The sequence below is a fragment of the Amycolatopsis sp. NBC_00345 genome (genome assembly GCF_036116635.1).
Classification (GTDB): domain Bacteria; phylum Actinomycetota; class Actinomycetes; order Mycobacteriales; family Pseudonocardiaceae; genus Amycolatopsis.
In genome coordinates this window covers 5130700-5155190 of sequence record NZ_CP107995.1, presented here as the reverse complement: position 1 = coordinate 5155190, position 24491 = coordinate 5130700, and the positions used below count along the sequence as shown (strand labels likewise).

Below are 24491 nucleotides of genomic sequence, written 5' to 3'. Positions count from 1 at the left end.
CGTCGGTAGAGGTGTGCGGATAGCAGGCAAGATCGTCGTTTCTGGGCTGGCGCTGATCACGTTCGCGGGTACGGCCTACGGCTACTCGACGCTGAGTTCGCTCGACGAGGTCACGCGCAGCGACGTCATCGGCGGAGCCTCGTCGTCGTCGCCCGGCGAGCAGCCGGCCGACGGCTCGCTCGACATCCTGCTGGTGGGCCGGGACTCGCGCGAGGACATGCAGGGCAACCCGTTGCCCAAGAACGTGCTGCAGGAACTGCGCGCCGGGGCCAACGGCGACGACCTCACCGACACCCTGATCGTGCTGCGCATCCCGAACGGGCAGGAGACCGTCAAGGCGTTCTCCATCCCGCGCGACTCCTACGTCCAGCTGCCGGGCGGCCCGGATAAGATCAACTCGGCGTTCGGCCGCGCCAAGCTGGCCGAGGCTTCGCGGCTGCGCGCGGCGGGCGAGACGGACAAGGACAAGATCAGGGAGGGGTCCCTGACTGCCGGGCGCCGCGCGACCCGGCAGGCGGTGGAGGACCTCACCGGCGTGACCATCGACCACTTCGCCGAGGTGAACCTGCTGAGCTTCTACGACATCAGCAACGCCGTCGGCGGGGTGCCGGTGTGCCTCAAGGAGGCGACGAAGGACGAGGACTCCGGCGCGAACTTCCAGAAGGGGCCGCAGAAGGTCTCCGGCGCCGACGCGCTCGCGTTCGTCCGCCAGCGCAAGAACCTCCCGCGCAGCGACCTCGACCGCGTGGTGCGCCAGCAGGTCTTCCTCGCGTCGCTGGCGCACGAGGTGCTCTCCGCGGGCACGCTGGCCGACCCGGGCAAACTGGGCGCCCTGATCGACGCGGTGAAGAAGTCCGTGGTCATCGACAATTCGTGGAACCTGCTGGACTTCGTCGGCCAGCTGCACGGGATCACCGGCGGCGGCATCCAGTTCTCCACCATCCCGGTGGTCAACCCCGACTACCGCTACAACAAGCAGCACCCGACGTGGACGGCCGTGCAGGTGGATCCCGCGCAGGTCAAGTCGTTCGCCGCCGGGCTGATCGGCGCCCCGCCCGCGTCCGCGCCGCCCGGGGCGCCGGCGGGGCAGGGCCCGACCGTGGACGTGTCGAACGCGGGCGACGCGAGCGGCCTGGCCGCCCGCGTGGCGGCTGCGTTGAAGGACAAGGGCTTCACTCCGGGCACGACGGGCAACGCCGCGGCCCGCCGCACCTCGCTGGTGCGGTACGGCGCGGGCCTCGCGGCCCAGGGCGCGCAGGTCGCGAAGCTGCTGGGCGGCTTGGCCACCGCCGAGTCCGCGGACGTCCCGGCTGGGCACATCGAGGTCGTCCTCGGCCAGGTCTACTCCGGTCCGGGCGCCGCCGCGGGCGGCGGCGACGGCCAGGGCGCCGTCACCGGCGACGGCCAGGGCGGCGGTGCGGCAGCCGGGTCTGATGACGCACCGATCACCTCGGCCGGGGAGAACTGCGTCGACTGAGCCCAAAGACTCGTGAGTGTTTATGACGGTTAGAACCGTCATAAACACTCACGAGTCTGGCTCAGTCGTGATGGTGCGGCTCGAGCCGCACCACGATCGCCTTCGAAACCGGGGTGTTGGACTTCTCGGCGACGGAGTCGAGTGGCACCAACGCGTTGGCCTCCGGGAAGTACGCCGCCGCGCAGCCGCGGGCCGTCGGGTACGCGACCGCGCGGAACTGGGGCGCCCGGCGGTCGCCGTCGCTCCATTCGGAGACCAGGTCGACGATCTCGCCGTCGGCGATGCCCAGCTCGGCCAGGTCCTCCGGGCTGACGAACACCACGCGGCGGCCGTCCTCGATGCCGCGGTAACGGTCGGACAGGCCGTAGATCGTGGTGTTGTACTGGTCGTGGCTGCGCAGCGTCTGCAGCAGCAGCCTGCCCTCGGGCACCTGCGGGTACTCCAGCTCGGACACGGTGAACGTGCCCTTGCCGGTGGCCGTTCCGGTGAACTCCCGCGAGTCGCGCGGCGCGTGCGGCAGGACGAAGCCGTCCGGCTCGCGTACGCGCCGGTTGTAGTCCTCGCAGCCCTTCACCACGGCCGCGATGTGGTCGCGGATCAGGTCGTAGTCCGCCTCGAAGGTGCGCCACGGCACGGCGTGGCCCGCGCCGAACAGCCGCTCGCCCAGCCGGCTGATGATCGCCACCTCGGAGATCAGGTGCTCGCTCGCCGGCGCCAGCCGCCCGCGGGAGGCGTGCACCTGCGACATCGAGTCCTCGACGGTGACGAACTGCGGGCCCGAGGCCTGCACGTCACGCTCGGTGCGGCCGAGCGTCGGCAGGATCAGCGCCGTGCGGCCGTGCACCACGTGCGAGCGGTTGAGCTTGGTCGAGACGTGCACGGTCAGCGAGCACGAGCGCAGCGCCTGCTCGGTCCGCTCCGAGTCCGGCGTGGCCGAGGCGAAGTTGCCGCCCATCGCGAAGAACACCTTGCCGCGGCCGTCGCGCATCGCGCGGATCGAGTCGACGGTGTCCCAGCCGTGCTCGCGCGGCACCTCGATGCCGAACTCCTTCTCGAGCGCGTCCATGAACGGCTCCGGCATCTTCTCCCAGACGCCCATGGTGCGGTCGCCTTGCACGTTCGAGTGGCCGCGCACCGGGCACAGGCCCGCGCCGGGCTTGCCGATCATGCCGCGCATCAGCGCGAGGTTCGCGACCTCGGAGATCGTCGGCACGGCGTGCTTGTGCTGCGTCAGCCCCATCGCCCAGCAGTAGATGGTGCGCTCGGAGGTCGCGATCATCCGGGCGATGTGCTCGATCTGCTCGCGCGGCAGGCCGGTGGCGCGCTCGGTCTCCGGCCAGTCCAGCTCGCGCAGGTTCTTGGCGTAGTCCTCGAAGCCGTGCGTGGACTTCTCCACGAACTGGCGGTCGACGATCGTGCCGGGCGCCGCCTCCTCCCAGGCCAGCAGGAGGTGGCCCACGGCCTGGAACAGCGCGAGGTCGCCGCCGAGGCGGATCTGCGCGAACTCGTCGGCCAGCGGCGTGCCCTTGCCGACCACGCCGCGCACGTTCTGCGGGTTCTTGAACCGCATCAGCCCGGCCTCGGGCAGCGGGTTGACGGCGATGACCTTCGCGCCGTTGCCCTTCGCCTGCTCCAGCGCCGAGAGCATGCGCGGGTGGTTGGTGCCCGGGTTCTGCCCGACGACCACGATCAGGTCGGCGTGGTGGATGTCGGCCAGCGACACCGAGCCCTTGCCGATGCCGGTGCTCGTCGTCAGCGCCGCGCCGGAGGACTCGTGGCACATGTTCGAGCAGTCGGGCAGGTTGTTGGTGCCGAACGAGCGCACGAGCAGCTGGTACAGGAACGCGGCCTCGTTGCTGGTGCGCCCGGAGGTGTAGAAGATCGCCTCGTCCGGGCTCGCCAGCGCGGTCATCTCGTCGGCGACCAGGCCGAACGCGTCGTCCCAGGAGATCGGCTCGTAGTGGGTGGCGCCCTCGCGCAGTACGAACGGCTCGGTGACGCGGCCCTGCTGGCCCAGCCAGTAGTCGGTCTTGCCGGCCAGCTCGGCGATCGTGTGCGCGGCGAAGAACTCCCGCCCGACCTGGCGTTTGGTCGCCTCTTCGGCGACGGCCTTCGCGCCGTTCTCGCAGAACTCCGCCAGCTTCCGCTTCTCGCCGTCCGCCTGCCGGGGCTCGGGCCAGGCGCAGCCGGGGCAGTCGAAGCCCGCGCGCTGGTTCAGCAGCCGCAGCGTGCGGGCCGTGCGCACCACGCCCATCTGCTCGACGCCGCGGGCGAGGGAGACCGCGACGCCCGGGATGCCGGCGGCCCAGCCCTTCGGCTTGCCCACCTCGAGGCGGGTCTCGTCCACGTCATTCGTCGGCGCTTCACGGGTCATGCCCTTCATCGTGCGCCCCGATGATCCGTTTCCCAAGCCGGGGTCGCCTTTTTTACTGATCCGGCCAGAAGCAGGCGGACACGGGCTGCAGCTGACCTGCTCGTCGGAGCCGTTTCCGCCGTGGCTGTGGCCGGATCAGTAACGATCGGCACGGCACGCCGGGGCGCGCTCGGCCCGTTCCGCGCGCCGCAGCCCGCGGTCGGCCACGGTCACCACCAGCAGCAGGACGCTGACCACGATCAGCACCAGGCCCAGCCGGTGCAGGCCGCCGGAGTCGGCGTGCCCGCCGTAACACTGGGCGATCACGGTGGAGGCCACGATGGCGCCGAGGTACTGGGCGGTGCGGAACAGGCCGCTCGCGGTGCCCATCGTCTCGGCCGGGGCCTCGCGGTAGAGCGTGGTCTGGTTGGCGACGCTGGTCAGGCCCTGGGCCAGGCCGAACAGCGCGACCAGGCCCAGCAGCGCGCCGAGCCAGGTGCGGTCGGAGACGAACAGCAGCGCCACCGAGCCGCCGACCAGCGCCACGGCGACCACCAGCAGCCGCGCCCGGACGCCGGTCGTGCGGCCGGACATCGCGGCGGCGCCGACGGCGACCGCGGACATCGGCAGGAGCAGCAGGCCCGAAAGGGACTCGCTGAACCCGCGGCCCTCCTCCAGCCACTGGACGTAGCCGAACATGATCGCGTAGATCGCCATGAAGCTCAGGGACTGGCGCAGGTAGGTGCGCAGGATCGCGCGGTTCGCGGCGAGCATCCGCAGGTCGATGAACGGGTGCCGGGCGCGCAGCTCGACCATGGTGAACACCGCGCCGACGGCGGCGGCCACGGCGAGCAGCCACAGGTCTCCGATGCCCGGCGCCATCAAATAGAACAGCAGCACCAGCAGGGCGAGTGAGAACAAGCCGATGCCGAGCACGTCGATCCGCTCCGGCCGCGGCTCGCCGGCCCGGCGGGCCGGGGCGTCCTTCGGCACCCAGAAGATCGCCAGCAGCAGCGAAATACCCGCGAGCGGGATGTTCACCGCGAAGATCGCCGGCCAGCCGAACAGCCCGATGAGCACGCCGCCCAGCGTCGGGCCGATCACCATGACCGTCTGCGAGGACAGCGACAGCACCGAGAGCACCCGCGCCGGCACGCCCTGGCCCGAGGCGTCGGCGTGCTTGCGCAGCACCGCCATCGCGGCGGGGAACCCGGCGCAGGTCCCGATACCGAGCACTGCGCGTACGCCGGTCAGCCATTCGACCGAGAGCGGCACCATGCCGGCGATCCCGGCGGCCATCACCACGGACGCGCCGGACAGCAGTACGCGGCGGGCGCCGTACCGGTCGACGAGCAGCCCGACCACCGGCTGGCCGACGGCCGTGGCCAGGTAGAGCGCGGAGATCAGCCAGGCCGTGCGGCCCGGCCCGGCGCCGAAGCTCTGCCCGATCGGCACCAGCGCGACGGCGATGAGGGTGGAGTTGATCGGGTTCAGCACCGCGCTCGCCACGAGCGGGGCGACGAGCCGGACGCCGAAGCGGGCGGGTGCGGTGGTGGTGGCGGTGCTCGTCACGGCTCCTTTGATCGGAGGACTCGGCCGGGGTTGGCTTCGGGGCTCGGTTTTCGGGGACACGGTTTTCGGGGACTCAGTGCTGCGCGATCCGCTGCAACAGCGGCAGCGCGCGGCGGACGGTCTCCAGCTCGTCGGCGCTCAGCTCGGCGACCAGTGCGTTCGCGATCCACTCGTTCCGGTGCTGGTGGATCCCGCGCACGGTCTTGGTGCCCAGACCGGACAGGCTGACGACGCTGCGCCGCCCGTCCGCGGGGTCACGGGTGCGGCTGAGGTAGCCGAGCTCGTCGAGCACGGCGAGGGTCGCGGCCATCGACTGCTGCCGCACGTGCTCGGCCGCGGCGAGTTCGCCCTGCGTGGCGGGGCCTTCGCGGTCGAGCCGGTTCAGCACCGCCGACTGCGACGGCGTGAGGATCTCGGCGTTGTCGACTTGCCGCAGCCGGCGGTGCAGCTGCCCGACGACGCCGCGGATCCAGCCGGCGGACTCGGCGACATGAGCGGGAACGGTGGCCATATGAACAGCCTAGACTGTGTAGTCTGGCCTGTGCATCACGCGGGCGGGCGATTGTGGCCGAAATCGCCCCCGGACGCCGTTAAGGCCTCCTTACCGGCGTTGGACGCGGGTAAGGAGGCCTTAACAGCGAAGCATCAGAGCAGCGGGGTGACCACCGTGTGCGCGTGGGAGCCGAGGCCGAAGACGTACGGCACCGACTGCTCGTTCACGCCGATGCCCTGCACCTGGTGCACGACGATCGCGGCGACCAGCAGCACGACCAGGCCCGCCACGGCGATGATGCCCGGCCAGCGGCTCGGCGCCGCCTGGGCGCCGTACCGCTGCTGCGCGCCCGCGCCGGTGCGGCGCTCGCGCTTGCGGCGCTTCTTCATCTCCTTCTTGGCACCCAGCCAGGCGTCCAGCTCGGCGTGTTTCTGCCAGTTCGGGTCGATGAGGTCCGGATGCGTCTCGATCCGGTCGTCCGGCTCTTCCGGGCGTGTCATCCGGGTACCCCTTTCCCCCTGCGTAACCCCGCCGGAGCGGGTTCGTAGACTTGTCCATTGTGACCGAGAACGCTCCGCAGCAGACCACCGACCTTCCGGGTGCCTGGGACCCGGCCGCCGAAGAAGCGCCCATGTACGACCGCTGGGTAGCGGCCGGGTACTTCACGGCCGATGCCACGTCGGACAAGCCGCCGTTCTCGATCGTACTGCCGCCGCCGAACGTGACCGGCAGCCTGCACATGGGCCACGCGCTCAACCACACCCTGATGGACGCCATGAGCCGCCGGCGCCGGATGCAGGGGTACGAGGTGCTGTGGCTGCCCGGCATGGACCACGCCGGCATCGCGACGCAGAACGTGGTCGAGCGCCAGCTCGCCGGCGAGGGCCTGTCCCGCCACGACCTGGGCCGGGAGAAGTTCGTCGAGCGCGTCTGGGAGTGGAAGGCCGAGTACGGCGGCCGGATCCTGGGACAGATGAAGCGGCTCGGCGACGGCGTCGACTGGACGCGCGAGCGCTTCACCATGGACGAGAACCTGTCCCAGGCCGTGCAGACGGTGTTCAAGAACTTCTTCGACGCCGGCCTCATCTACCGCGCCGAGCGCATCATCAACTGGTGCCCGCGGTGCCAGACCGCGCTGTCGGACATCGAGGTGGACCACAGCGACGACGACGGCGAGCTCGTCTCCATCCGCTACGGCGACGGGGCCGACGCGATCGTGGTCGCCACCACCCGCGCGGAGACCATGCTGGGCGACACCGCCGTGGCCGTGCACCCGGACGACGAGCGGTACGCGCACCTGGTCGACACGGTGGTCGAGCTGCCGCTGACCGGCCGCAGGATCCCGATCGTCGCCGACAAGCACGTCGACCCCGAGTTCGGCACCGGCGCGGTGAAGGTGACCCCGGCGCACGACCCGAACGACTTCGAGATCGGCCGCCGGCACGACCTGCCGATGCTGACCGTGATGAACGAGCGCGCCCAGATCACCGTCGCGGGCCCGTTCGAAGGAATGGACCGGTTCGAGGCGCGGCCCGCGGTGGTCGCGGCGCTGCGCGAGGCGGGCCGGATCGTCGCCGAGAAGCGGCCGTACGTGCACGCCGTGGGCCACTGCTCGCGGTGCGACACGGTGGTCGAGCCGCGGCTTTCCCTGCAGTGGTGGGTGAAAGTCGAGGAGCTGGCCCGCGCGGCGGGCGACGCGGTGCGCGACGGCCGTACCAGGATCCACCCGGCCGAACTGGAGAAGCGCTACTTCGACTGGGTCGACAACATGCACGACTGGACGATCTCGCGCCAGCTGTGGTGGGGCCACCGGATCCCGGTCTGGTACGGCCCGGACGACCAGGTCGTGTGCGTGGGCCCGGACGAGCAGCCGCCGTCGGGCGAGGGCTGGCGCCAGGACCCGGACGTGCTGGACACCTGGTTCTCCTCGGGCCTCTGGCCGATGTCGACCATGGGCTGGCCCGAGCAGACTGCCGACCTGGCGAAGTTCTATCCGACCAGCGTGCTGTCCACCGGCTACGACATCCTGTTCTTCTGGGTCGTGCGGATGATGATGTTCGGCGTCCAGGAGATGGACGGCGCCCAGCCGTTCGACCACGTCTACCTGCACGGCCTGATCCGTGACGCGCAGGGCAAGAAGATGTCGAAGTCGCGCGGCAACGTGATCGACCCGCTCGAGTGGATGGACGCCTACGGCGCCGACGCCACCCGCTTCACCCTCGCCCGCGGCGCGAACCCGGGCGGGGACATGGCGCTGGCCGACGAGTGGGCCGCCGGCTCCCGCAACTTCTGCACGAAGCTGTGGAACGCCAGCAAGTTCGCGATGATGAACGGCGCTTCGGCGGCGGGGGAGCTGCCCGCCGCGGCGGAGCTGACCGAGGCCGACCGCTGGATCCTCGGCCGCCTCGGCGCGCTGGTGTCCGAAGTGGACGGACTGTTCGAGGACTTCCAGTTCGCCAAGGTGGCGGCCGCGCTCTACCAGTTCACCTGGAACGAGCTGTGCGACTGGTACCTGGAGCTGGCGAAGGTCCAGCTGTACCAAGGCGAAGACGCGCGGGTCGAGGCGACGCGGTCGGTGCTCGGCCACGTGCTGGACACGGTGCTGCGGCTGCTGCACCCGTTCATCCCGTTCATCACCGAGAAGCTGTGGATCGCGCTGACCGGCGGCGAGTCGCTGGTGGTCGCGCCGTGGCCGAAGCCGTTCGAGGGCTACGCGGACACGGTGGCCGACGCCCGGATCGCCGACGTGCAGAAGCTCGTCACAGAGGTCCGCCGCTTCCGTGCCGACCAGGGCCTGAAGCCGGGCCAGAAGGTGGCCGCGCGCGTCGCGGGCGCGGGCTTCGCCGAGGTGTCCGGGCACGAGGACTCGATCCGCTCGCTGGTCCGCCTCACACCGGCGGAGGAGGGTTTCTCCGCGAGCGCTTCACTGGAGGTCGCACTGGCCACCGGCGTCGTGACGGTGGAGCTCGACCTGTCCGGCACGGTCGACGTCGCCGCCGAGCGCAAACGCCTGCAGAAGGACCTGGGCGTGGCCCAGAAGGAGCTTTCGCAGACCGAGGGCAAACTTGGCAACGAGTCCTTCATCGCCAAGGCCCCCGCGCCGGTGATCGAGAAAATCAAGCTGCGGCGCGAAACTGCCGTGGCGGATATCGACCGCATTACGGCTCGCCTGGCGGCTCTGCCTGCTTGAGGTCTCATCCTGTGTTGTCTGCCTCGGCTCCGCCGAGGCGGCGAGATCGCCCTTGAGCCGCCGTCTTCCCTCCCGATTCCGCCCGGCCCGAGGGGCCGGGCGGAATCGCTCAGTCCAGACGGCGGCGGCGATCTCGCGTGGGGGTTCAGCGGTCCGATACGGCTTTGTTCGTCTCAGTTTCCTCCGCGCCTGAGTTCAGCTGGGTTGGAAGAAGGCCAGCAGTCTCTGGCTTGCGTCCGGCAGGGTCAGCATTTCCTGCATTCGGGCGGACATCCGGCCGGCGGCGCTGGTGCGTTCGAACATCTCGCGTTCGTATTCTTCGACGGCGGTGGGAAAGTCGTCCGGGTGCGCGGCCAGCGCGAGGCCGAGCAGGGCGCCGTCCAGCAGGGCCATGTTGGCGCCCTGCCCCACTGGCGGCATCAGGTGCGCGGCGTCGCCGAGCAGCGTGACTCCCGGAGTCGACGGCCAGGTCAGGCCGATCGGGAGAGTGGTGAGTGACCGTGGCGCGATCGTGTCGTCGCAGGCGGCGATCAGCGCGGTGAACCGTGCGTCCCAGCCGGAGAACTCCTCGATCAGCCACGCTCGGGTCGCGGCCGGGTCGTCGAACGGGATCCCGCTGGTGGCGAACCAGTCCTCGCCGGTGTTGTAGAAGTTGAGGCCGACGCGTACGCAGCCGTCGCCATTGCGTTGCGCTGCCAGGGATTTTCCGTCACCGAACACCCAGTAGTTGCCGCGCCCGACCATCGCCGCGAGGTCGGGGTAGGCGCGGTCGATGTCGGAAATGCAGAGCTCGACGACGTTCTGGCCGATGTGCGCCGGCCGGGCGTCGGTGAGCAGCGCGCGGACCCGGGAGTTCGCGCCGTCCGCGCCGACCAGCAGGTCATAGGCCGCACTGCTGCGCCCATCGAAGTGCAGCACGCCGTTGCCGGCGGATTCGAACGCGTGCCCCCAGCGCACCGCGTGTTCGGGAAGGGAGTCCAGCAGCAGGTCGCGCAGATCGGCACGGTCGACCTCGGGCCGCTCGAGCGGGGCGTCGTCGGGCGTGTCCTCCTGGAGCAGCAGGGTGCCGTCCGGCTCCAGGAGGCGCATGTCCTGGCCTTCACCACGGGCGATCGCGTGGAACCCGTCGATCAGGCCGGCCTCGCGCAGCGCCCGCTGCCCGGTCGCGGTGTGCAGGTCGAGCATGCCGCCCTGACCGCGCGCGCCGCGCGAGGATTCCCGTTCGTACACCACGGCGTTGATGCCGTTCAGGTGCAGCACCCGGGCCAGGGCCAGGCCGCCCAGTCCGGCTCCGACGATGGTGATGTTCATGGCTGTCACCGGTCGGCCGCTCAGCTGGTTCGCCGGCGGAGGCGGGGCGCGAGCACCGCGCGGACGGTCTTGGCCACCGTGCTCGTCGCGGGTCCGTCGCCTTTTTCGGGTTCCGGTTCGAGCGCCCGCTGGAGCTGCTGCAGCAGCTGGTTGGTCGAGCGCCAGAGCGGGACGAACAGGCCGGCGACCGGCCCGGCGCCCTTGATCGGGCCGTCGGCCAGCTCGGTGACCGTCCTGGCGATCGCGACCGTGGCCGGGTCGCGCAGGATCAGGTGCACCTCGTCGTCGACCAGCCGGAGTTCCATCTTGCGCGCGGCGGTTTCCTCCGGGTTGGCGTCGGTGGTCGACTCCGGGTCCAGTTCGTCGATCTTGGCGGCGACCGCTTCGGGGTCGACGCCGAGCTCGCGCAGCACCTTGGCGGCCATGCTGTTCTCCGCCCGCAGCATCGCCTCGAGCAGGTGATGGCTGCCGACCGGTGCGCCGCCGGCCAGCGCGCTGGCGGTGGACACGGTGTCCTCGGTGGCGGGTGTGCCCGTCGGCCACGGGCCGGCCGGGGGGGCGTCCGGCCGGCCCTCCAGGGACGCCAGTACCGCGGCCCGGATCTTGCTGGCCGGGTTGATCCGCCCGGCCAGCACCTTCGCGCCGACGCTCCCACCTTCCGCGACCAGGGCGAGCAGGATGTGCTCGGTGCCGACGTAGTCGTGGTTCAGCTGATGCGCCTCGCGCACGGCGAGGTCCATCGTCCTCTTGGCATGCGGCGTGAACGGGATGTGGCCGGTGAGCTCGCCGGTGCCGGGCTTGACCGCTGCGGCGACATCGGCCCGCGCCGTTTTTATGTCGTACCCGAGCTGGCGCAGGACCTTCGCCGCGATGGTGTCCTGCCCGTCGAGCAGACCCAGCAGGATGTGCTCCGTGCCGATGTAGTTGTGCTGGAGCAGCCGGGCTTCCTCCTGGGCCGCGACGACCACCTTGCGGGCTCTTTCGGTGAATTTTTCAAACATGCTTTCATGGTCGCAACCCTGTCAATACACTGTTACTGACAGGGTCACCGTGCCGGAGGGAGGGTGTGATGGAGACACCGTCGGACTGGGAGGACCGGCTCGCGCGCTGGCAGAACGAGCTGGAGCTGTTCGAGCGGCTGGACGAGACGCCCTGGGTCACGCTGGCCAAGGCGGAGATCGAGACCGGCGTTTCCCGCTCGGCCCTGCGGTCCTGGTACCGCAACGGCGAGATCCAGTCCCGGCTGGTGGACGGCCCGAACGGGCCTCAGCGCCTGGTCCAGCTGGAGGCCGTGATCGAGCGCGCCGCCGCGTCCCCGCGCATCCAGCGCCGGGCGGAACGGGAAATCAGCCTCGAAGCCCAAGTGACCCTGCTACGCCACCGGGTCGACCAGCTTGAACTGCGGCTGGCCGCGCTGGAACAGAAGTGACCGCCTGCTCATCCACGCTGATGTTTGACGGGGCTGAGCCCCCACGCGAGATCGCCGCCGCCGTCTGGACTGAGTGATTTCGCCCGGCCCTCGGGCCGGGCGAAATCGGGAGGGAAGACGGCGGCTCAAAGGCGATCTCGCCGCCCTGGCGGAGCCAGGGCAGAAGACACAGAAACAACTCCGGCCATTCCGACCATCCCGCGAGCCAGCGGGTGGTACGCGGCGGCGGCCAGCAGCAGCGTGTCCTTGCCGTTGATCCAGGCGGCGCCGCCCGCGCACGCGTCGTGCCCGGCCGACGGGCCGAAGGTGTCCACATAGGACGCGTCACCGTCGGCGGCCACGGCGTTCGCGATCGCCGAGTTCAGTGCCTCTTCGACGCTGGAGAGCCAGGCGTAGTCGCCGTCGGCGAAGGGCAGGATGTCCGGGCAGTAGCCGGATTCCGGGGCGATGCGCGGGTAGCCGATCGCCAGCACCTTCGCCTGCGGCGAGCGGGCGTGGATGCCGGCCAGCACCGTCTGGACGCTGCGCTGCGTGGTCGCCAGCGCCGCCTTGATGGTGTCCACGCCGTTCGAGGTGAAGTGCTGCTGGCACGGGTTGCCGGTGGGGTCGCTCGCGCGCAGCGTGGGGCAGGTGCCGACCAGGGTGCCGAACACGCCGGAGTCGTTGCCGCCGATGCCGAGCGTCACCAGGTCGGTGTCGGGCCGCAGCGCGGTGAGCTGCGGCGGGTTCACGCCGAGCGGCACGCTCTGCGCCTGCGTCATGTCCGAGGTGTCGGCGCCGGAGCAGCTGACGTCGGTGTAACCGCCCGTGTGGAGCGTGGCCGCGAGGATCGCCGGGTAGTTGGACGTTGATCTCACACAGCCCAGCGGGTCGAGCCGAGGTAACGGGATGAGCGGGCCCGCCGTGTACGAGTCGCCGAGCGCGACGTAGTGGCGGTAGTGCGTCGGGAGGGGGGCGGCCGACGCGGCGGTGGCCGAGGCGGCGAGCAGGACCACCGCCGCGAGGGCGGCGAACACGAGCCGGGTGGTGCGCATCAGGACCTCGTTCTCCGGGCCGGGATCACGGACACCGTTCACGTTTGCCCAGCCCGGCGCCGGTTGCCTGCCGCCGAAAGGGTGGTCGCGGCCGCGCTTCACCCGGCAATGGGGTGACGACGGCGGTGGATCACCCGTCTCCCAACGGTTTCCGGTATGTCAGCAGGTACCGCCAGAACAGCAGCGGCCGCACCGTGCTGCCCGGCAGCAGCCGCTGTGATTCGGCCCGGACCTCGGAGAACCGGGGGAACTCCATGGATACGGGGGCGGGCGGCAGGGCGTCCGCGCCGCCGTTGAGCCGATCGGCGGCGTAGGAGAACAGCCGTGCGGCGGCGTTCACCGGGACCGCGGCGAGCAGCCGCGCGTGGTCGGTGAGTGTGCTCGGCCGCGCCAGCCCCAGCACCGCCAGCACGCCGCCGGGCTCGAGCGCCTCGCGCAGGGCCGTCACCGTTTCGAACGGCACGTGGTGCAGCGAGGCCAGGCACGAGATGAAGGAGTAGTGCTCGGCCGGCAGCGGCTGGGTGGTGATGTCGGTGCGGCGGAAGTCGATCGTGCCGGGTCCGGGTGAGCCGGTGGCCTCGGCCAGCCGGACCATCGGCGCGGACCGGTCGATCGCGTCGACGTTCAGCCCGGCCGCGGCGAGGCGGCGGGCGAAGCGGCCACTGCCGCAGCCGACGTCGAGCGCCCGCCCCGGTCCCGGCGGCAGCTGGGCCAGCAGGAGCGGGTGGTAGTGGTGGTTGTGGTCGAACGGCATGGCCCGAGACTGCCAGGAACCGCGCACGTAGACTCGTCTGGTCAGGTGAACCAGGGTGTCGAGGGGAGCGGTCGCGTGCCGCGTGGTGAGGACGGGCCGTTCGAAGCCGAGGAGTTCGACGACGGCTTCGACGATGACTCCAACGGCGATGGCGCCGGGCGGGAGCGTCGCCGGGACCTCGCGGATCCGGACAGTTTCGCCGGCGTCGACGAGCTCGGCGCCCGGGCGCACGACGAATCCGACGACATCGACCCCGACCTGGACGCCCCCGACGCCGCGTACACCGTGGGCGGCGGCTCTCGCGGCGGCATCGGCGGCATCGGGCAGCTGGGCGACAACCTGGCCACCGGCCCGGTGCCCGACCTGCCCGGGGCCGAGGACGCCGAGCTGCACGAGCTCGACGACCAGGGCGTCGAGGAGCAGCCGTCCGACCCGAACGGGCAGCAGGCGCGCCGTGAGCTGATGGCCGTCGAGGCGGAGCTGAACCAGCGCTGGCCGGAGACGAAGATCGCGCCCTCGCTGGCGCGGATCCAGGCATTGGTCACGCTGCTGGGCGAGCCGCACCGCGGGTACCCCGTGCTGCACGTCGCGGGCACTAACGGCAAGGGCTCCGTCTCGCGCATGATCGACGCGCTGCTGACCCGGATGGGCCTGCGCGTCGGCCGCTACACCAGCCCCCACCTGCAGCTCGTCACCGAGCGCATCGCATTGGACGGGCACCCGATCTCCGCCGCGAAGTACGTGGACCTGTTCCGCGACGTCGCCCCGTACGTCACGATGGTCGACGGCGCGAGCGAGGACGGCGTGCCGATGAGCAAGTTCGAGGTGCTCACCGGGATGGCGTTCGCCGCGTTCTCGGACGCGCCGGTCGAGGCCGCGGTGGTCGAGGCCGGACTGGGCGGCGCCTGGGACGCCACGAACGTCGCGGACGGCGACGTCGCGGTGATCACCCCGATCGGCATCGACCACGTCGAGTACCTGGGCCCGAACGCCGTGGATGCCGCCGCCGAGAAGGCCGGGATCATCAAGCCCGGCTCCGTCGCGGTGATCGCCGAGCAGGACCAGGACGTGCTGAACGTGCTGCTCGAGCGCGCGGTCAAGGTCGACGCCGCGGTGGCGCGCGCGGGCAGCGAGTTCGGGGTCATGGAGCGTGAGGTCGCGGTCGGTGGGCAGCTGCTCAAGCTGCAGGGCCTCGGCGGCGTGTACGACGACATCTTCCTGCCCCTGCACGGCGCGCACCAGGCGGCCAACGCGGCGCTCGCGCTCGCGGCCGTCGAGGCGTTTTTCGGTGCGGGCAAGGACAAGCAGCTGGTCATCGAGGCCGTGCGCGAAGCGTTCGCCGAGGTGGAGAACCCGGGCCGGCTGGAGCGCGTGCGCGCGGCGCCGACCGTGCTGATCGACGCCGCGCACAACCCGATGGGCGCCCGCGCGCTGGCCACCACGGTGGCCGAGGAGTTCTCGTTCCGCCGCCTGGTCGCGGTGGTCGCGGTGATGGCGGACAAGGACGCGCGCGGCATCCTCGACGCGCTGGAGCCGGTGGTGTCCGAAGTGGTGATCACCCGGAACTCGGCGCTGCGGTCGATGCCGCTCGACGAGCTGAACGAGCAGGCGATCTCGATCTTCGGCGAGGACCGCGTGCTCGCCGAGCCGGACCTGGAGACGGCGGTGGAGACGGCGATCGGCCTGGTGGAGCAGTCCGACGACCCGGAGGAGCCACTGTCCGGCGGCGGCGTGCTGGTCACCGGCTCGGTCGTCACCGCGGGCGACGCGCGCACACTGTTCGGGAAGGAGCCGTCATGAGTGAAACCCCGGGCGGGACGCCGGCGGACGAGGCCAAGACGGTCACCCCGCCGCCCAAGGACCCGATGAAGGGCTTCCGCGGCGTCATCGCGGGCACCCTGATCATGGAGGCGATCACGGTGGCGCTCGCGCTGCCGGTGATCAACAAGCTCGGCGACGGCATCACCAGCGGCCTCGGCTGGACGGTGCTCGGCATCGCGCTCGTCCTGCTGGTGCTGTGCGGGATGCTCAAGCGCGCCTGGGCGCTGCCCGTGGTGCTCGTGCTGCAGCTGGGCCTGATCGCGATGGCCGGCGCGCTGCCCGCGATCGCGATCATCGGCGTGGTCTTCCTGGCCGCGTACCTGTGGTTCCTGTGGCTGCGCCGCGACGTCGCCCGCCGGATGGCCGCGGGCACGCTGCCGAGCCAGCAGCAACAGCCCCAGGCCTGACCCCTCGCGGCCGGTCTACTGCGTATCGCGCAGCTTGTCCCGGCTCGAGACGAGCAGCCGGCGCAGCTTCTCGTAGTTGTCGGTTCCCAGGAGCTCACGGACTTCCCGGTCCACGGCGTTTTCCCGGTCGAAAGCCTGTTCGGCGAGCAGGCTGCCCTGGTCGGTGAGGTGCAGCTCGACACTGCGGCCACGCCCCACGCGACGCTCGAGCATGCCCAGCTTCTCCAGCCGGGCCACGATCTGGCTGATCGCCTGCTGGCTTCGCGGCTTGAGCCGCGCCATCTCGGTGACCGTTATCCCCGGGTTGCCGTACATGGTCATCAATACGCCGCTCGACGCCGTCGTGATGGGCAGGTCGCCCAGTGCGATTTCCCCACGCAGCTCGACGTAGCCGGAGACCTCCCAGAGGAGGTCGCTCAGCATCGCGTTGCCTGATCCCGGTAGCGGAAGTATCTCGTCCGAAGGGGCTGCCGACCGCGCCTTCTCGTGACTCATGGCTGAACCCTAACGGTCGGGCCGGCCGAACGAAACGCAGACCGGCGACCTTGTTAACACAACATATTGTGTTAGAGTGACCGCACGACCTCGCCGATGGTCGATGGGCAGGGAAGAAGTGAACCGTGAACAAGTGCTATGCGATTTTCGCGCTGGACATCAAAGATCCGGCAGTCATGCGGGAGTACGTGAAGGCGGCCCGCGAGGCGATCACGTCCGAGGTCAAGATTCTCGCGGTGAACGCGCCTGAGGTGGTCGAGGGAAAGTGGTACGGCCAGCAGACGGTGATCATGGAGTTCGAGAACATCGCCGCGGCCCGGGAGTGGTACCAGTCTCCCGTTTATCAGAATGCTGTCTCGATTCGGCACGCCGCCGCAGAAGCGAAGGTGGCTTTCGTCGAAGGCATCGACGTTCAGGCTTTCGCGGAGTCGACACCGGAGAGCGTCCTCGACCTCATCGGTGATCGCTTCTAGACCTCCGATGGTTCGAATTCCACGGGTACGTACGCTAGGAGTGCAGTGATGGTTCACGAATCACTTGTCGAACGCATGAGTCTCGACGGCCGTCGGGCGGTGGTGACCGGCGCCGGATCCGGTATCGGCCGGGCAACGGCCGATATCCTGGCAAAGGCCGGTGCTTCCGTCCTCCCCCTTGACCTCAGTGGCGCCGATACGGTGACGGTCGACGTTTCGGACTATGCCGCGGTGGAGAGCGTCCTGAGCGGCGAGACCATCGACATTGTCGTCAACTCGGCCGGCATCATGGCGCCCGACTCGCTCGCCACGACCGGGCCCGAGGATTGGGATCGGGTACTGGCCGTGAACCTGACGGGTTACTTCAACGTGCTGAAGTGCGCCGTTCCCCGGATGAACCGGCCCGGCAGCATCATCCAGATTTCCTCCATGATGGGTCACATTGGCGTCGCGTTTCCCTCCTATACCGCTACCAAAGGCGCTGTCTTGTCACTCTCGCGGCAATTGGCGGGCGAACTCGGCCCGGAGGGAATCCGCGTGAACTCGGTGAGCCCCGGAATGATCCTCACCGGGATGACGGAGGACAACCTTTCCGACGGCCCCGGGCGAGAGCGCGTTGCCCAGCGCACGCCCCTGCGGACGGTGGGCACAGCCGAGGACATCGCGAATGCCGTGCTGTACCTCGCCAGTGATTTGTCCGCCTTCGTGACCGGAACTGATCTTCTCGTCGACGGCGGCCTCATCTCGGCGCTGAATCTCTGAAATGCCGGATCGCCGGTGATCACCAAGCGGTTGCCTGCGGCGGCGCGCAACCGGAAACACCGGCCGGCGCTGTCCTGGCCGCTACTGCCGATACGGCCCGTTCGGCGGCTGGTATCCCGGCGGCGGGGCAAAGCCGGGCTGCTGCCCGGGCCCGGTCTGGGCGACCGCGCCAGGCCCCCGGCCGGCCCTGCGCCGAATCGCGACGACCAGCCGCCAGCCGCACGCGGCCGCGATCCCCGTGCCGATCCCGAACGTGACCCACCGGCCGCCGCCCTGGAAGGTCTTCGCGTCGTCCTTCGCTTCCTGCAGCTTCTCTTCGTAGGTCTCGCTGGACGTCTGGCCGTACATGGTCTTTTCGCAGGTCTGCCCCGGCTGCCATCATTCCCCTCGGCGCCATACCGGGTAACGGGGCACATCGGACCACAAATCGAACTGTGACGTACATGCTTCCGATGTAACACCTGAAAGATGCCGTGCAGGCTGAACGAACGCGGCCGCGTGGAGCCCCGGCCTCAGTTCACCCTGGCGACAGGCGGCGTTGGCCACCGCGCCGCAGGAGCGGGATAGAACGTCCGGCATGACCGAATCGACCCACTCCCGCCGCACGCTGCTCAAGGCCGGGCTCGCGACGTCCGCGCTGGCCGGGGGCCTGCTCCTGCCCGGCATGACGGGCACGGCGAGTGCCGCGCTGGTCCGCCGCGGCCGCCCGGTGCTCACTCACGGCGTCGCGTCCGGCGACGTCACCACCGGCTCCGGCATCGTCTGGTCGCGGGCCGACCGGCCAGCGCGGCTGGTGGTGGAAATCGCGCGTGACCCGTCGTTCCGCGGTGCCCGCCGCGTCGCCGGGCCGGTCGTCTCGCCCGCCACCGGCGGCACCGGCAAGGTGCGCCTCGCGGGACTGCGGCCGGGCACCGGCTACCACTACCGCGTCACCGCCGTGGACCTCGACGGGCGCACCGCGAGCGAGGCGGTGACGGGCCGGTTCGCCACCGCGCCGCTCGGCCGCGCCGACACGCGGATCCTGTGGAGCGGCGACGTCGCGGGCCAGAATTACGGCATCAACCCGGGCCTCGGCGGCATGACGATCTTCGCCGCCATGGCCGACCGCCGCCCGGACCTCTTCCTGCACAGCGGCGACACCGTGTACGCCGACGGCCCGCTCACCGAATCCGTCACCCTGCCCGGCGGCGGCGGGATCTGGCACAACGTCGTGACGCCGGAGAAGTCCAAGGTCGCCGAGACCCTCGACGAGTTCCGCGGCCAGCACGCCTACAACCGGCTCGACGAGCACTTCCGCCGGTTCGCCGCCGAGGTGCCCAGCGTGGTCCAGTGGGACGACCATGAGGTCTCGAACAACTGGTACCCGGGCGAGGTGATGAACGACCGCCCGGAGTACACCGAGAAGCGGGTGGACGTGCTCGCCCCGCGCGCGTTCCAGGCGTTCCACGAATGGCACCCGATCGACCGGCGCCAGGCCGTCGACGGGCGGGTTTACCGCAGCTTCCGCCACGGCAGCCGGGTCGAGGTGTTCGTGCTCGACATGCGCACCTACCGCGACGCCAACACCGCGGACCAGGGCGCGCCCGGGCACATCCTCGGCGACCGGCAGGCGCGCTGGCTCGCCGACGCGCTCGGCCGCAGCACCGCGACGTGGAAGACCGTGCAGGCGGACATGCCGATCGGGCTCGTGGTGCCGGACGGCACGGCGATCGAGGCCGTCGCGAACAACCGCCCCGGCGCCCCGGGCGGCCGCGAGACGGAGCTGGCGTGGGTGCTGCGCGAGATCTCCCGCCGCCGGGTGCGCAACGTCGTCTGGCTGACCGCCGACGTGCACTACACCGCCGCGCACCACTACTCGCCGGACCGGGCCGCGGCCGGTGACTTCGACCCGTTCTGGGAGTTTGTCTCCGGCCCGCTCAACGCCGGCGCGTTCGGGCCCAGCAAGCTCGACCCGACCTTCGGGCCGGAGGCCGTGTTCGTGCACGCCCCGGTGACGCAGAATTCCTCGCCCGCACAAGGGTTCCAGCACTTCGGCGAGCTGAACGTCGACGGCGCGAGCGGCGAGCTGACCGTCGACCTGCGGGACGGCACGGGCGCCTCGCTGTGGTCGAAGACGTTCCAGCCGCAGGGCCGCTGAGCACACCGGGGCGGACGTTCCGGGCCCGTCGGCTAGGCTCGGCAGCCACTAACACGAATCAGTACAAGGAGAAACACCGTCGTGACTGAACGCACGCTGGTCCTCGTCAAGCCCGATGGCGTCGCGCGCGGCCTCGTCGGCGAGGTCGTCTCGCGCATCGAGCGCAAGGGCCTGAAGCTGGCCGCCCTCGAGCTGCGCACGGTCGAGCGCTCGCTGGCCGAGGAGCACTACGCCGAGCACAAGGAGCGCCCGTTCTTCGGCGACCTGCTGGAGTTCATCACCTCGGGCCAGGTCGTGGCGCTCGCCGTCGAAGGCCCGCGCGCCATCGCCGCGTTCCGCCAGCTGGCCGGCGGCACCGACCCGGTCGAGAAGGCCACGCCGGGCACCCTGCGCGGCGACTTCGGCCTGGAGACGCAGTACAACCTGGTGCACGGCTCGGACTCGCCGGAGTCGGCCGAGCGCGAGCTGAAGCTGTGGTTCCCGGAGCTGTGAGCCGGGACTGAAGCCGGGCCGGGGCCGAGTGCTCCGCCCCGGCTTTCCCTTTCCTGTAAAGCACTCCCCAGGGTGAGGCCACCGATGACCGCGTTGCCGCCGGCCGAGTACCTGCCGCACTTGCGTGCGCTCACCGAGGCGTTCGCCGCCGGATTGCGCGAGGGCGAGCCGGCCGCACCGGTGCCGGCCTGCGGCGACTGGACCCGCGCGGACCTCGGCACGCACCTGGGCACCGTGCACCGCTGGGCGGCCACGGTCGTCCGCACCGGTGAACCGCAGCCCTTCGAGCTCGAGAGCCCGCCGTCCGCGGACCTCGCCGAGTGGTACGCCGAGAGCGCCGCACTGCTGCTGGACACCCTCGCCGAGGCCGATCCGGACGCCCGGTGCTGGCACTTTTGCGGCACCGCGAAGACCAAGGCGTTCTGGTTCCGCCGCCAGGTCCATGAGACCGCGGTGCACCTCGTCGACCTCACCGAAGCTTCCGACCTGGACCCGCTGATCGCCGCCGACGGGGTCGACGAGGTCTTCGGCGCGATGCTGCCGCGGATCACACGCTGGCACGCCGTCCCGCCGCTGCCCGCGCCGATCACCCTGCGCGCCACCGACACCGGGCATTCCTGGACGCTGGTGCCGGGCGAGCCGCCCGTGCTGGGCGAGGCGGAGGCCACCGCCACCGTCGAGGCCCCAGCGCGGCAACTGCTGCTGCGGCTGTGGAAGCGCCCCGTGGCCGAGCCGCGGATCACCGGTGACGAAGCGCTGGCCGCGGCGTTCCTGCAAGCCCCGCTCACGCCCTGACCTGAGCCATTCAGGCGACGTTCACGGCGAAGCCTTCCGCCGGCCGCACCGGTGGACTTTTCTGGGCGAAGTCACTCGGCCGATCCTGGGGTACCAAAGTGAAGAAGCCGCTCTTCGCGCTGCTTTGTGCGCTGCTCTGCGTCCTGACCGCGCTCCCGGGCACGGCCGCCGCGGACCCGTTGGCCGCGCCACTCGGCTCGCCGCCGATCGAGGGCGCGCCTTCGGCGTCTTCGGCCCGCGAAGCACCGGTCACCTACGCCGCCCCGACGCCGGACGACGGGCTCATCACCAGCAGCGCCAAGACGGCCGTCGCGCCTGGTCTGGACCTGACGCAGTTCGACCGCTTCGACCCGAAGGGCTGGATCCGCGGAGACACGCTGAGCGTCGATCTGTCCAGCAAGGTGCTGAAGCCGACGTACCTGAGCCCTGGCACGGTTTCCGCGCGCACGCCGCTCTCGCAGCAGGTCGCGCGGACGGGCGCGGTCGCGGGCGTGAACGGCGACTTCTTCGACATCTCCGCCACCGGCGCGCCGATCGGCGTCGGCATCGACCGCGGGCAGCTGCAGACCGCGCCCGCCACCGGGCACAACACCACCGCCGCCATCACCGACGAGGGCAAGGCGAAGCTCGCGGACATCTTCCTCGAGGCCACCGTCACGATGCCGGACGGCCGCGCCGTGCCCGCGACCAACTTCAACAGCCCCGTCCTCGGCCAGGACGCGCTCGGCGTCTACACCCCGCTCTGGGGCGCTTCGGCGCGGACGACATCCGTGGCCGGCGCCCAGCGTGTGGCCGAGGCCGAGGTCCGCGACGGCGTGGTCACGCAGGTGCGGCCGTCGCCCGCGGACGGCCCGATCCCGGCCGGCAGCACGGTTCTGCTGGGCCGCGAGGCGGGAGCGGACACGGTGAGCGCGCTGCACGTCGGCGACCGCGTCGGCGTCTCGTACGCGCCGCGCTCGGACGCCGGGAAGATCGCCGTCGCGGTCGGCGGCAACGAGGCACTGCTCAAGGACGGCCAGCCGCAGCCGGTCGACGACGTCGCGCTCGCGCCGCGCACCGCCGTCGGGTTCTCCGCCGACGGCAGGCGGATGTGGCTCGTGACCATCGACGGCCGTCAGGCCGACAGCCGCGGGATGACCGAGCTGGAGCTGGCGCGCCAGATGAAGGCCCTCGGCGCCGACGACGCGATCAACCTCGACGGCGGCGGCTCGTCCACCCTGCTCGCCCGCGACGAGGGCGAGGCCGCGCCGAGCGTGCGCAACTCGCCTTCGGACGGCGGGGAACGCTTGGTGCCCAACGGCATCGGCGTCACCACCGTGCCGGGTAGCGGCCGGTTGACCGGTTTCGCGCCGGCGCCCGCGCAGAACACCAAGAACGCCACCAGGGTCCTGTCGGGGCTTTCGCGAGTGCTCGTCGCGGACGGCCACGACGAGACCGGCGCGGCCGTGGCGGCTCAGCCTCGCTGGACCACGTCGAACCCGTTGCGCGGCAGCGTCACGAAGGACGTCTTCACCGCGCACGCCGACCTCTTGCACCCGGACGCGCGGACGGACCTGGACGTCGTCGCGCGCGACGGGAAGGTCTCCGGCCGGGCCAAGCTGTCCGTGCTCGGCACGCCGGTGCGGCTCGGCACGAGCACCGAGCAGGTCGCGCTGTCCGGCGCGGGCGCGAAAAGCACGTTCCAGGTCTACGGCTACGACGCCGACGGCTACGGCACCTGGCTGGAGCCCCGCGACGTGAAGCTGGACTACGACCCCGCGGTGGTCAAGGTGGAGCCGTCGGCGGACGGGTTCGCCGTCACCGCGCTCGCCGCCTCGGGCGCGTCGGCGATCACGGTGCACGCGGCGGGGCTCACCACGCACCTGGCCGCGTCCGTGGGCACCGTGCCGCGCATCGCGTCCCCTTTGGACGGTCCGGAAGGCTGGAGCGCCAGCGTGTACCCGGCCGTGGTCGGCGCCGCGCTCTCGGCCGCGCCGGGCCACGACGGCGGGCAGGGCCTCGCCCTCGACTACCGCCTGACCGGCACGAACGCCACGCGCGCCGCGTACGTCACGGCTGCGGCGCCGCTGCCTGTGCCCGCTGGCACGCAGAAGATCGGGGTGTGGGTCAACGGCGACGGCAAGGGCGCGTGGCTGCGCGCGGAGCTGCACGACGCGGCGAACGTCGCGTCCATTGTGGACCTGTCGCTGAGCGTGGACTGGACGGGCTGGCGTTACATCACCGCCACCGTGCCCGCCGGGCTGCCGGCCGGGCAGGCGCTGACCCGCTTCTACGCCGTGGAAAACGTGCCGGACCAGCAGTACTCGGGCCGGCTGGTGTTCGACGACCTCACCTTCGAGGTCGCGCCGTCGGCCGACGTGCCGGCGGACCCGCCGGTGCACGACCCCGCGCTGGTCACCGACGGCACGCTCGGCGCGGGCGGCCTGCGGATCGCGGTGGTCAGCGACGCGCAGTTCACCGCCGACGCGCCCGACGGCCCGCTCGTCGCTCAGGCGCGCCGGGCGATGCGCGAGGCGGTCGCGGCGAAGCCGGACCTGGTGCTGATCAACGGCGACCTCGTCGACCGCGGCACGGCGCCGGACTTCGCGCTGGCGCGGAAGGTGATCGACGAGGAGCTGGCGGGCAAGGTGCCGTGGTACTACGTGCCCGGCAACCACGAGGCCGAGGCCGGCGACGGGCTGGCGCAGTTCCAGGCCGCGTTCGGCGTGACGCACCAGGTGGTGGACGTGCGCGGGATTCGCCTGGTGCTGCTGGACTCCTCGCGCGGGACGCTGCGCGCGGGCGGCTTCGACCAGGTGCGGATGCTGCGTGACGCGCTCGACGGCGCGGAGCGGGACCCCTCGATCCGCGGGGTCGTCGTCGCGATGCACCACCCGGTGAAGGACCCGAGCCCGACCGGCAACTCGCAGCTGGGCGACCGCAAGGAAGCCGATCTGCTGACGAGCTGGCTCACCGATTTCGAACAGGCTTCCGGCAAGCAGGCGGCCTCGATCGCGTCGCACGCGGGCGTGTTCAGCCTGTCGCGCACCGACGGCGTGCCGTACCTGGTGAACGGAAACTCGGGCAAGACCCCGGCGGCGGCGCCCGGTGACGGCGGCTTCGTCGGCTGGACGCTGGTGCGGGTCGACCCGGCGGACCGCGCGCAGCCGGTGCGGTTCGAAACGCGGCCGAACGTCGACGCGCTGTCGGTCACCGGGCCGTCGTCACTGCGGACCGGCCAGAAGGCCGAACTGCGCGCGACGCTGACCCAGGACGGGCGAGTGGTCCCGGTGGCCTACCCGGTGAGCGCGGACTGGGCCGGCTCCGGCGTGCACATCGGCCCGTGGCCGCCGCTGCCGTGGGACGTCGTCTCCTACGATCCGGCGACGGGTTCGCTGACGGCGCTGCACCCGGGCGTCGCACGGATTTCGGTGACGGTGAACGGGGTTTCGCGGGTTTTCCCGGTCACCGTGGGCTGGTGATCGACTAAACCGCTCGAAACTGTCGGTGGCCCGTC

21 protein-coding genes are annotated in these 24491 nt (G+C 71.1%); 11 read left to right on the top strand and 10 right to left on the bottom strand.

The window, feature by feature from the left end; genetic code table 11:
• Window positions 1-13 precede the first annotated feature (13 nt).
• Window positions 14-1477 carry an LCP family protein gene (locus OG943_RS22915; protein ID WP_328611847.1) on the top strand — a complete coding sequence of 488 codons (1464 nt, stop codon included), beginning with the start codon at window positions 14-16 and terminating at the stop codon, window positions 1475-1477.
• 61 nt (window positions 1478-1538) lie between these two features.
• Here OG943_RS22915 and OG943_RS22910 read toward each other — a convergent pair whose 3' ends face one another.
• The 4 genes from OG943_RS22910 to OG943_RS22895 form a co-directional block, all read right to left on the bottom strand.
• Entirely contained in the window at window positions 1539-3851 is a 2313-nt protein-coding gene (locus OG943_RS22910; RefSeq protein ID WP_328611846.1) for an FdhF/YdeP family oxidoreductase, read from the bottom strand.
• A 135-nt stretch (window positions 3852-3986) separates the two neighbouring features.
• Complete coding sequence (locus tag OG943_RS22905; protein WP_328612133.1) at window positions 3987-5339, bottom strand: MFS transporter; 1353 nt, start codon at window positions 5337-5339, stop codon at window positions 3987-3989.
• A gap of 136 nt (window positions 5340-5475) precedes the next feature.
• Complete coding sequence (locus OG943_RS22900) at window positions 5476-5913, bottom strand: MarR family winged helix-turn-helix transcriptional regulator (protein WP_328611845.1); 438 nt, start codon at window positions 5911-5913, stop codon at window positions 5476-5478.
• A gap of 134 nt (window positions 5914-6047) precedes the next feature.
• Window positions 6048-6395, bottom strand: a complete 348-nt coding sequence (locus tag OG943_RS22895) for a hypothetical protein (RefSeq protein WP_328611844.1) — start codon at window positions 6393-6395, stop codon at window positions 6048-6050.
• Between the two features lie 59 nt (window positions 6396-6454).
• Here OG943_RS22895 and OG943_RS22890 point away from each other — a divergent pair, with 59 nt between their 5' ends.
• Window positions 6455-9085 carry a valine--tRNA ligase gene (locus OG943_RS22890; protein ID WP_328611843.1) on the top strand — a complete coding sequence of 877 codons (2631 nt, stop codon included), beginning with the start codon at window positions 6455-6457 and terminating at the stop codon, window positions 9083-9085.
• Between the two features lie 195 nt (window positions 9086-9280).
• On the opposite strand, the gene OG943_RS22885 is transcribed toward OG943_RS22890, so the two are convergent.
• Complete coding sequence (locus OG943_RS22885; protein WP_328611842.1) at window positions 9281-10396, bottom strand: FAD-dependent oxidoreductase; 1116 nt, start codon at window positions 10394-10396, stop codon at window positions 9281-9283.
• A 20-nt stretch (window positions 10397-10416) separates the two neighbouring features.
• Window positions 10417-11397, bottom strand: a complete 981-nt coding sequence (locus OG943_RS22880; RefSeq protein WP_328611841.1) for a Clp protease N-terminal domain-containing protein — start codon at window positions 11395-11397, stop codon at window positions 10417-10419.
• A gap of 68 nt (window positions 11398-11465) precedes the next feature.
• On the opposite strand from OG943_RS22880, the gene OG943_RS22875 reads away from it, so the two are divergent.
• Window positions 11466-11825 (top strand): excisionase, encoded by a 360-nt coding sequence (locus tag OG943_RS22875; RefSeq protein ID WP_328611840.1) that lies wholly within the window; start codon window positions 11466-11468, stop codon window positions 11823-11825.
• 125 nt (window positions 11826-11950) lie between these two features.
• On the opposite strand, the gene OG943_RS22870 is transcribed toward OG943_RS22875, so the two are convergent.
• Window positions 11951-12859, bottom strand: a complete 909-nt coding sequence (locus OG943_RS22870; protein ID WP_328612132.1) for an SGNH/GDSL hydrolase family protein — start codon at window positions 12857-12859, stop codon at window positions 11951-11953.
• A gap of 130 nt (window positions 12860-12989) precedes the next feature.
• Window positions 12990-13613 carry a class I SAM-dependent methyltransferase gene (locus tag OG943_RS22865; RefSeq protein ID WP_328611839.1) on the bottom strand — a complete coding sequence of 208 codons (624 nt, stop codon included), beginning with the start codon at window positions 13611-13613 and terminating at the stop codon, window positions 12990-12992.
• Between the two features lie 75 nt (window positions 13614-13688).
• Between OG943_RS22865 and folC the strand changes: the two genes are divergently transcribed.
• Both folC and OG943_RS22855 read left to right on the top strand, forming a co-directional pair.
• Window positions 13689-15413, top strand: a complete 1725-nt coding sequence (folC, locus tag OG943_RS22860; RefSeq protein WP_442874764.1) for a bifunctional tetrahydrofolate synthase/dihydrofolate synthase — start codon at window positions 13689-13691, stop codon at window positions 15411-15413.
• Window positions 15410-15841, top strand: coding sequence for a DUF4233 domain-containing protein (locus OG943_RS22855; RefSeq protein WP_328611838.1), 432 nt, complete (start codon window positions 15410-15412; stop codon window positions 15839-15841). The genes folC and OG943_RS22855 overlap by 4 nt, the downstream gene beginning before the upstream one ends.
• Window positions 15842-15856: 15 nt before the next feature.
• On the opposite strand, the gene OG943_RS22850 is transcribed toward OG943_RS22855, so the two are convergent.
• Entirely contained in the window at window positions 15857-16336 is a 480-nt protein-coding gene (locus OG943_RS22850; protein WP_328611837.1) for a MarR family winged helix-turn-helix transcriptional regulator, read from the bottom strand.
• Window positions 16337-16461: 125 nt separating this feature from the next.
• Between OG943_RS22850 and OG943_RS22845 the strand changes: the two genes are divergently transcribed.
• Both OG943_RS22845 and OG943_RS22840 read left to right on the top strand, forming a co-directional pair.
• Complete coding sequence (locus OG943_RS22845) at window positions 16462-16809, top strand: DUF1330 domain-containing protein (RefSeq protein ID WP_328611836.1); 348 nt, start codon at window positions 16462-16464, stop codon at window positions 16807-16809.
• A gap of 48 nt (window positions 16810-16857) precedes the next feature.
• Complete coding sequence (locus OG943_RS22840) at window positions 16858-17571, top strand: SDR family NAD(P)-dependent oxidoreductase (protein ID WP_328611835.1); 714 nt, start codon at window positions 16858-16860, stop codon at window positions 17569-17571.
• Between the two features lie 81 nt (window positions 17572-17652).
• Here the strand turns inward: OG943_RS22840 and OG943_RS22835 are convergent, their stop codons facing one another.
• Window positions 17653-17919 (bottom strand): hypothetical protein, encoded by a 267-nt coding sequence (locus OG943_RS22835; protein ID WP_328611834.1) that lies wholly within the window; start codon window positions 17917-17919, stop codon window positions 17653-17655.
• 229 nt (window positions 17920-18148) lie between these two features.
• Between OG943_RS22835 and OG943_RS22830 the strand changes: the two genes are divergently transcribed.
• The 4 genes from OG943_RS22830 (at window position 18149) to OG943_RS22815 (ending at window position 24456) form a co-directional block, all read left to right on the top strand.
• Entirely contained in the window at window positions 18149-19708 is a 1560-nt protein-coding gene (locus OG943_RS22830; protein WP_328611833.1) for an alkaline phosphatase D family protein, read from the top strand.
• An 81-nt stretch (window positions 19709-19789) separates the two neighbouring features.
• Window positions 19790-20200: a nucleoside-diphosphate kinase gene (gene ndk / locus OG943_RS22825; RefSeq protein WP_328611832.1), complete on the top strand. Its 411-nt coding sequence runs from the start codon at window positions 19790-19792 to the stop codon at window positions 20198-20200.
• Window positions 20201-20284: 84 nt separating this feature from the next.
• Window positions 20285-20995, top strand: coding sequence for a maleylpyruvate isomerase family mycothiol-dependent enzyme (locus OG943_RS22820; protein ID WP_328611831.1), 711 nt, complete (start codon window positions 20285-20287; stop codon window positions 20993-20995).
• Between the two features lie 98 nt (window positions 20996-21093).
• Window positions 21094-24456: a phosphodiester glycosidase family protein gene (locus OG943_RS22815; protein WP_442874763.1), complete on the top strand. Its 3363-nt coding sequence runs from the start codon at window positions 21094-21096 to the stop codon at window positions 24454-24456.
• The last annotated feature ends 35 nt before the right edge of the window (window positions 24457-24491 follow it).

Coding starts and splice junctions, on each gene's coding strand:
- OG943_RS22910 (WP_328611846.1), bottom strand. CDS start 3,851: ATGACCCGTGAAGCGCCGACGAATGACGTGGACGAGACCCGCCTCGAG.
- OG943_RS22900 (WP_328611845.1), bottom strand. CDS start 5,913: ATGGCCACCGTTCCCGCTCATGTCGCCGAGTCCGCCGGCTGGATCCGC.
- OG943_RS22895 (WP_328611844.1), bottom strand. CDS start 6,395: ATGACACGCCCGGAAGAGCCGGACGACCGGATCGAGACGCATCCGGAC.
- OG943_RS22885 (WP_328611842.1), bottom strand. CDS start 10,396: ATGAACATCACCATCGTCGGAGCCGGACTGGGCGGCCTGGCCCTGGCC.
- OG943_RS22880 (WP_328611841.1), bottom strand. CDS start 11,397: ATGTTTGAAAAATTCACCGAAAGAGCCCGCAAGGTGGTCGTCGCGGCC.
- OG943_RS22875 (WP_328611840.1), top strand. CDS start 11,466: ATGGAGACACCGTCGGACTGGGAGGACCGGCTCGCGCGCTGGCAGAAC.
- OG943_RS22870 (WP_328612132.1), bottom strand. CDS start 12,859: ATGCGCACCACCCGGCTCGTGTTCGCCGCCCTCGCGGCGGTGGTCCTG.
- OG943_RS22865 (WP_328611839.1), bottom strand. CDS start 13,613: ATGCCGTTCGACCACAACCACCACTACCACCCGCTCCTGCTGGCCCAG.
- OG943_RS22855 (WP_328611838.1), top strand. CDS start 15,410: ATGAGTGAAACCCCGGGCGGGACGCCGGCGGACGAGGCCAAGACGGTC.
- OG943_RS22850 (WP_328611837.1), bottom strand. CDS start 16,336: ATGAGTCACGAGAAGGCGCGGTCGGCAGCCCCTTCGGACGAGATACTT.
- OG943_RS22840 (WP_328611835.1), top strand. CDS start 16,858: ATGGTTCACGAATCACTTGTCGAACGCATGAGTCTCGACGGCCGTCGG.
- OG943_RS22835 (WP_328611834.1), bottom strand. CDS start 17,919: ATGTACGGCCAGACGTCCAGCGAGACCTACGAAGAGAAGCTGCAGGAA.
- OG943_RS22830 (WP_328611833.1), top strand. CDS start 18,149: ATGACCGAATCGACCCACTCCCGCCGCACGCTGCTCAAGGCCGGGCTC.
- OG943_RS22820 (WP_328611831.1), top strand. CDS start 20,285: ATGACCGCGTTGCCGCCGGCCGAGTACCTGCCGCACTTGCGTGCGCTC.